Genomic DNA, 7,165 nt, shown 5'->3' on the forward strand with positions numbered 1-7,165 from the left:
GGCGGGCCTGGAGGCGGTCGGCAAAGGCATCCTCGGCGGCCCGATGCTGGTGGGGCTCGTGCTCGCGGTGCTGGCGAGCTTCGAGGCCGCTGCCGTGATGGTGCGCAACGCGGGCCGCTTCGGAGCGGCCCTGGCGGCGGCCGAGCGGCTGGCCGCGATCGCATCGACGGCGCCGGCGGTCGCCGAACCCGCCACCCCGCAGTCGCTGCCGCCTGGCAGCGACCTCACCTTCTCGGCGGTGTCGTTCTCCCATCGCCCGGAACGGCCGCTGCTGCGCGGACTGACCTTGCATTGCCCGGCCGGATCGCGCGTTGCGATCGTGGGCGAAAGCGGCTGTGGGAAGTCGACGCTGCTCGACCTCGCACTGCGCCTGGCTGATCCGGCCGAGGGTCTCGTGCGCGTCGCGGGCGCGGATGTCTCCAGCGTGGCGCAAGCCGACCTCCACGCCCGGGTGGCCCTGATGAGCCAGACTACGCCCGTGTTTCTGGGCACGGTGGGCGACAATCTCCGCCTCGGGCGGCCCGACGCGGATGATGCGGCACTGTGGCGTGCCTTGGATCAGGCGCGCCTCCGCTCCTTCGTGGAAGGCCTGCCCGACGGCCTCCACACGTGGTGCGGAGAAGGGGGACGGACCTTGTCGGCCGGCCAGGCCCGCCGGATCTGCCTCGCACGCACGCTGTTGAGCCCTGCCGCCATCCTGTTGCTGGATGAGCCCACGAGCGGTCTCGACCAGGAGACGGAGCGGGCTTTCCTGCACGATCTCGCCTGCGCCACGGCCGGTCGCACCGTTGTCCTCGTCACCCACGCGGCCCTGCCGCCCGGAACGGCAGACCGGGTTTTCCGGCTGACGAATGGACGGCTCGAACGGATCGGGTGAGCGGCGTCAGGCGGACCAGCCCGCCACGGCCTGGAGTGCGTGGCGATCCACGAGCGTGACGTGGTGCGGGTCGGGCAGATGGATGAGGTCCTGTACCTTGAGCTTGGTGAAGGAGCGGCTCACCGTCTCGACCGTGAGGCCGAGGTAGTCGGCGATGTCGGCCCGGGTCATCGGCAGATTGACCACGTCGCCGGCTTGGCCTGCCGCGGCAGCCCGTTGCGCCGTCACCAGCAGGAAGGAGGCAACCTTTTCGACCGGCGCAAGCCGTCCCAGCACGATCTGATTGTCCCGTGCCTGTCTCAGCGCCGTTCGCGTCATCAGGTGAAGCCTGTCCTTGAGGCGCGGAAAACGCGCCATCAGTCCGTCCATCTGAGCAACCGGGAAGCTGCACAATTGCGAAGGCACGACGGCCTCAGCGCTCAGCGCGTAAGTGTCGTCGTCGGCCAGCCCCAGATAGTCGCCCGGCATTAGAAAGCCGGTGATCTGCCGCCGTCCGTCCGGCAGAAGGGTCGACAGGCGCAACATGCCACCCGTGAGGCTGTATACGCGGCGGCGCGGGTCGCCCTCGTGCACGAGGGTCGCGTTGGCGTCGAGCGCCGTGGCGGTCATGATGGCCTCGAGCGCTCCGACGTCCTGGTCATCGAGCGCCGCGCAGATGGCCTGCCTCCGCACATCGCACGCCAGGCACGCATGGCAGGGATCACGATGAGGGCGGTCCCAGTTCATCCGACGGCTTTACCTCTTAGACCTACAACTTCGTGCTGGTCAGCATTCGACGCTGGCTGCCGTTCACTTCCATTTGCCGCTTATCACCGCTTTTCGTTCGAAGAGGTCAAGGAACAGAACGGCGTGACATCGTAGCCATCATCTGTGCAGCACCCATGTCCTCCTCAGCCTGACCCAAAGCGCTGGAGGTCAGCACGCTCAAACGGCTGCTTTCGGGCGAGACTTCCAACCTACAGCATGACCAATGTGGGCGCGCATACGTCCGTTCACGGGCATAGGATCGTCGCGCCGCAGCGGCGTGAACATCGGCGCGACCGTAGCGGCCTTGGGATGCTTCATCAGGACCTCGGGCAAACGGCCGCCGGTCGAGCTCATCACGATGGCTTGTCCGAGAACATGGCCAGACCAGCCGCGATCGCGCGACCTTGTGCTCGGCCGGCCTCGGCCGCAGGGATCCGGGTGTCGGGTGAGAGCGGGTTTTGGCCGATCGCTTTGCGCGCGGCATCGTCTGGTTCGATGACGCGCGTCCGGGCACCGTCTCGATGCAAGACCTCGACTTGGCTGGAAAGGTTGCTGCTGCCCGGCAGCGTCACGCCCCCGGTACCCAGAGGCGAGATCACAACGATGGTTTCAGACCCGGCTGCGAGATCTGCATTGTCCGACGAACGGATGCCGCCGTCCATGTAATGACGATCGCCGATGCTCACGGGTGGCCATAAGCCTGGGACGGCACAACTCGCCGCCACTGCGTCCACGAGTTCGACCCCTGACAGACGGTCGAAGACCCGGGGTTCTCCCGTTGTGATGTCGACTGCCACGATCTTCAGCACCCGGTCGGGCCACTTATGTTCCGGAAGACGTGCTGCAATCACATTCCGCCGCACGGATTCAGGTACCGTCGTGGTGTTCACCGCCAGGTCGCCAATCCGGCGGGTTCGTTCGGTCGGATCCGAAAGCTCGAACAAGACGGGAAGTGCGTGACTGACCAACTCGAGAAGGTGCGGTTTCGGCTGAAGTTCCGCGACCTGCCTCGCCGGGTCGACTTGCCGCTGAAAGAGATCGTCGAGACGCGTGTCACCTGCGATCTGGGCAGCGACGGTCGAGCCCGCCGAGGTCCCGATCAGCGTATCGGTGACGCCGTGCAGGTCCACGCCTTCATCGCTCAGGCCGAGCAGCAGTCCCGTCATCCACGCGATGCCGGCTACGCCACCGCCGCCGAGCACCAGCGCGCGTCCTCTCAGAGTGTTTGGTTTGCCCATCGGTGCCTCGTTCGTCAGCGTGATGTCCTACGCGGATCACCGGCCAACTGCTTACGACGAAATTCGCCCTGGAAGGCATGCATCCAGCCGGGATACTCGGCCGGCAGCGCGCTCACCGCATCGATCGCCGCGAGATCGTCGTGGCTGAGTTCGACCGTCGTCGCTGCGATATTGTCCTTCAGTTGATCCACGCGCTTGGCGCCGACGATGACGCTGGTCACGACCTTCTGGTGCAACAGCCAAGAGAGCGCGATCTGTGCCACCGACACCCCGCGTGCGTCCGCCATCGGCTTGAGCACGTCGATCACATCCCAGGCCCGATCCTTCTTCACGGGAGGAAAGTCGAAGGACAGCCGTCGGCTCCCCTGCTCGCCCTGCGCTTCGCGCGTGTACTTGCCCGACAACAGGCCGCCTGCCAGAGGGCTCCATACGAGCAGGCCGACGTCCTCGGACTTCATCATCGGGACGAGTTCGCGCTCGAGATCGCGCCCGGCGACGGTGTAGTAGGCCTGGACGGTTTCGACGCGGGCAAGGCCCAACCTCTCGGAAATGCCAAGCGCCTTGGTGATTTGCCAAGCCGCCCAGTTCGACACGCCCACGTAGCGGACGTGGCCGTGCTGAACCAGGATGTCGAGAGCCCGCAAGGTTTCCTCGATCGGGGTTGCCGGGTCGAAGCTATGCAACTGGTAGAGGTCGATGTGGTCGGCCTTGAGCCGCTTGAGGCTTGCCTTGCAGGCGTCAATGAGGTGGACGCGCGACGAACCACGGCTGTTGGCTCCCTTGCCGGTCTCGCCGAACGCCTTGGTGGCCACCACAACGTCGTCCCGTGCGATGCCGAGGTTTTGCAGCGCCTGGCCGGTGATTTCCTCCGATCGTCCTTGAGAATACACGTCGGCCGTGTCGATGAAGTTGATGCCCTGGTCGAAGGCCATTCTGACGAGATCGTCGGCTTCGCCCTGCTGCAAGTTGCCGATCTTGCTCCAGATCTCGCCGGTGCCGCCGAACGTCATGGTGCCGAGGCACAGTTCGGACACGAACAGGCCGGTCCGGCCAAGCTTGTTGTACCGCATGAGACTTTCTCCGATGGCAGGGGGGGCATGGATGACGTTTTTGGGTTCGACCCGCACGGCATGCAAGACAGGCAGAACACGGGAACGCGCGCGTCACCTAGTATCAGGAATTGCATGGGGCCCGAGTGCGCGGCAAGCTCGCGCCCAGACGACGGTCGGCGTCCATGAGGTTTTTGGGACCAACAGCGACGCATCGACGACCACTCACTCGCATCGACATGGGCGGACCGGTGAGCAGACCATGTGCGGTGTAGCGCTATCCACCCCAAGCATAGATATTGTTGTACAAACTGAGGGACTGTTGTCGGTTCGCTTCAACGTCAACATGTGAGAAGCGGTTCAAGCGAAACGGCTCGAGGTCGATCCACGGGGCGCGGCCGAGCATCAGTTCAGCCAAAGCACGGCCCGCTCCTCCGGCATGCGTGACCCAGAGTGCTTCCGCGACCCAGAGTTCGGGGCGCCCGTCGACTTGGCCGATGAGGGGTAACCCGTCAGGCGTCATCGACAGGAGGCCGTTCAGTTTTTGTTCGAGCGCGGTTTGACCGAGCAGGGGAACGAGGTCGTGTTCGAGATCATCGAGCAGACCGTGTGAGGGGAACGGCATGTCGGCGGTCGTCATGGCCTGTGGGTCCGTCGCGGTCGGCAGATGGCTGAACCAGCCGAAGCCCAGGCGGTCACCGTGCTCTCGCAGGTAGAACAGCCGCTCGACATCCCGAACGAACGGGTGCGTGGCCTCGGCGGAACTGCCAGCCAGCGTGGCCACTGGTGCCGTCGTGACATAAGGATGCTGCACCGGAACGATCGGCAGCGCGACATCCAGCGTGTCGAGCAGAAAGCGGCCCCAGATCCCCGTGGCGATGACGACCCGGTCGCAGCTTAGAACGGTGTCGGCGGTCCTCACGCCCGCGACGTGTCCGCCGACCCGCTCGAAGCCGGTCACCTCCGTGTTTTCGCGAAACGCCACCCCAAGCGCGGCCGCCTCGGCCTGAATGGCCCACAAGCCCCGTTTGACGTCCAGAACGCCGTCATCGGGGAGGAAGAGGCCTGCGGCGATTACGTCGGGATTGAGGTAGGGCACCCGTTCGACGACTTCTTCGCTCGTCATCAATCGTGCCCGCAGTCCACGCTCGGTGGCGACATGGAATTTACGCTCGATCTCACCAAGTCGCGTTCGATCGCGAGCGATCTCGATGCTTCCGACGCGGGTCAAGGCTGGTGTTCCGGTGGGAAGCTCGGCAAGCAGCGAGGCTGTCTCGCAGGCCATCGCGGACAGCGAGGCCGAAGCGGCGTTGCGTCCCAGAAGGCCGGGAGCATGTCCGGTCGAGCCTGCCGGTGCATTCAGAGAACCGCGGTCGAGCACCAGGATGTCGCGCTGCCCCATGCGGGCAAGATGGAGCGCAAGCGCGCTACCCACGATCCCCGCACCGACAATCACCGTCTGGGCATGATCCGCATGGAAGGGCTTCGACATTCAACACACCCGGGCTGGTAACGGTGCGACGATCTTAAGCGGACCGGTGGGGAGCGCTAGCGACTGGATGGTCACGGCCCCATCGCGGTGATCGTCGGCTCCCGTCTTGCGGCCGTCGCTGGTCAGCGGAGGCGGGAGATGACAGGGTTGTCAGCAGGCATACCGTTGTTCTCGCGCTGCGACACGCGACTGTCCGGATTGCAATGATCTGAGAAGGAGTCCGTCTTGATCGAACTGCATCACCTCGACCAATCGCGATCGATCCGGGTTCTCTGGCTGCTCGAGGAACTGGGCGTTCCCTTCACGCTCATTCCGTACCAGCGTGACGAGAATCATCGCGCGCCGCCGGCCCTCAAGGCAGTCCATTTGCTCGGCAAATCGCCGGTGATCGTCGATGGGTCCCTCGTTCTGGCCGAATCGAGCGCGATCCTGCGGTATCTCGAGGCCCGCTACGGCAATGGTCGCTTCACGCCGCCGGCCGGCAGCGATGCGGCAGCCGTTCACGACGGCTGGGTCGATTACGTCGAGGGTTCGGCCGCCTTCCCGATCATGCTGAAGGTGATCGGCGACATGACCGGGGGACTCCCGGAGGCCTTGTCGGGGTTCGTGTTGCCTCAGCTAGACGCCACCTTTGGCTACATAGGCGAGCGGGTCGGCGCCGGTCCCTTCCTCATGGGCGACAGACTGATGCTGGCCGACATGCAGATGCTCTACCTATTGCAGGTCGCAGAGCGTTTCGGTCTCCTAGGCGATCATCCGAAGGTCGCAGCCTACCTCGCTCTGCTCATTCAGCAGCCTGGCCTCAAGAAGGCGATCGAACGCGGCGGCTCCTTGTAGAGCGAGAGCAAAGGCCTCGTGCTGGGAGGGCATTCGCTGACCTATCGATCCGGCCTGACCAGCGCCGATGCTGGCTGACGCCGCCGCCAGTCACCGACAAGACGTCGTCCGGCGTTCGCTGTCACGGTGTCATGCGGCGAAAACCTCCGTAAAGAAAGACTGCATGCTGGCCCAGGAGCGCGCATCCGTCTTGGCGTCGTAGCGCACCATCTCGGGGCGATTCATCCGATCGGCGTTCTTGTTGGTGAAGCTGTGCACCACCCCGCCATAGACGTGCAACTGCCAGTCGACCCCACCCGCCCGCATCTCTTCCTCGAAGGCCCTGCGCTCGTCGAAGGGAACGGCCGGATCGTCCGCGCCAATGCAGGCCAGCACCTTGCCCTTGATGCTCGTGGCGTCCTGCGGTCGGGCGGTCAGCAGCCCGGAATGGAACCCGACCACGCCGGCCAGGTCCGCTCCGCTGCGCGCGAGCTCAAGCGCCATGGTGCCGCCGAAGCAGAAGCCGATGGCCCCGATCCGGGCTTGATCGACGCCGGGCTGTTTCAGCAGCGCATCCAGTCCACCGCGGGCGCGGGCGCGGGTGCTCGCCGGGTCGGCGCGCATCGGACCGATCAGGCCCATCACGGCCCCGAGGTCATCCAGAACCTGCCCTCCACCATGGAGATCGCAGGCGAGCGCCACATAGCCAAGACCCGCCAAGCGCTCCGCGCGGGACTTCGCATGATAGCCGAGGCCGAACGCTTCGGGAAAGACCAGGACGCCGGGCCGCGGCGCAGCAGTGGCATCTTGGGCGTAGAGCTGGCCGATCATGGACAGGCCATCGGCCACGTAGTTGATGGTTTCGCTTCGGATCATGGGCACTCGCTCATGGAGCTACGCGGGAATTTGGGTGACGCGGCAGTCAGGCGGCGCGGTCTGACGTGCG

7 protein-coding genes are annotated in these 7,165 nt (G+C 65.2%); 2 read left to right on the forward strand and 5 right to left on the reverse strand.

Features of this window, described 5'->3' with window-relative positions; genetic code table 11:
- On the forward strand, positions 1–877 hold an 877-nt coding region (locus tag P7D22_RS14375), incomplete at its 5' end, for an amino acid ABC transporter ATP-binding/permease protein (RefSeq protein ID WP_319934933.1).
- Between the two features lie 6 nt (positions 878–883).
- On the opposite strand, the gene P7D22_RS14380 is transcribed toward P7D22_RS14375, so the two are convergent.
- From P7D22_RS14380 to P7D22_RS14395, 4 genes are all read right to left on the reverse strand, one after another.
- Positions 884–1,603 carry a Crp/Fnr family transcriptional regulator gene (locus P7D22_RS14380; RefSeq protein WP_319934934.1) on the reverse strand — a complete coding sequence of 240 codons (720 nt, stop codon included), beginning with the start codon at positions 1,601–1,603 and terminating at the stop codon, positions 884–886.
- Positions 1,604–1,977: 374 nt separating this feature from the next.
- Complete coding sequence (locus P7D22_RS14385) at positions 1,978–2,862, reverse strand: patatin-like phospholipase family protein (protein WP_319934935.1); 885 nt, start codon at positions 2,860–2,862, stop codon at positions 1,978–1,980.
- A 14-nt stretch (positions 2,863–2,876) separates the two neighbouring features.
- A complete protein-coding gene (locus P7D22_RS14390) occupies positions 2,877–3,932 on the reverse strand; it encodes an aldo/keto reductase (protein WP_319934936.1) in 1,056 nt (351 codons plus the stop codon).
- Between the two features lie 256 nt (positions 3,933–4,188).
- Positions 4,189–5,403, reverse strand: coding sequence for an NAD(P)/FAD-dependent oxidoreductase (locus P7D22_RS14395; RefSeq protein WP_319934937.1), 1,215 nt, complete (start codon positions 5,401–5,403; stop codon positions 4,189–4,191).
- A 225-nt stretch (positions 5,404–5,628) separates the two neighbouring features.
- Between P7D22_RS14395 and P7D22_RS14400 the strand changes: the two genes are divergently transcribed.
- Complete coding sequence (locus P7D22_RS14400) at positions 5,629–6,240, forward strand: glutathione S-transferase family protein (RefSeq protein ID WP_319934938.1); 612 nt, start codon at positions 5,629–5,631, stop codon at positions 6,238–6,240.
- A 129-nt stretch (positions 6,241–6,369) separates the two neighbouring features.
- On the opposite strand, the gene P7D22_RS14405 is transcribed toward P7D22_RS14400, so the two are convergent.
- Positions 6,370–7,095, reverse strand: a complete 726-nt coding sequence (locus P7D22_RS14405) for a dienelactone hydrolase family protein (protein WP_319934939.1) — start codon at positions 7,093–7,095, stop codon at positions 6,370–6,372.
- Between the last annotated feature and the right edge of the window lie 70 nt (positions 7,096–7,165).

The organism is Lichenihabitans sp. Uapishka_5, assembly GCF_033947565.1.
Lineage (GTDB): Bacteria > Pseudomonadota > Alphaproteobacteria > Rhizobiales > Beijerinckiaceae > Lichenihabitans.

Bases quoted from the DNA above. Each gene is read 5' to 3' on its own strand.
- P7D22_RS14405 (WP_319934939.1), bottom strand. From the start codon at position 7,095: ATGATCCGAAGCGAAACCATCAACTACGTGGCCGATGGCCTGTCCATG.
- P7D22_RS14380 (WP_319934934.1), bottom strand. From the start codon at position 1,603: ATGAACTGGGACCGCCCTCATCGTGATCCCTGCCATGCGTGCCTGGCG.
- P7D22_RS14385 (WP_319934935.1), bottom strand. From the start codon at position 2,862: ATGGGCAAACCAAACACTCTGAGAGGACGCGCGCTGGTGCTCGGCGGC.
- P7D22_RS14390 (WP_319934936.1), bottom strand. From the start codon at position 3,932: ATGCGGTACAACAAGCTTGGCCGGACCGGCCTGTTCGTGTCCGAACTG.
- P7D22_RS14395 (WP_319934937.1), bottom strand. From the start codon at position 5,403: ATGTCGAAGCCCTTCCATGCGGATCATGCCCAGACGGTGATTGTCGGT.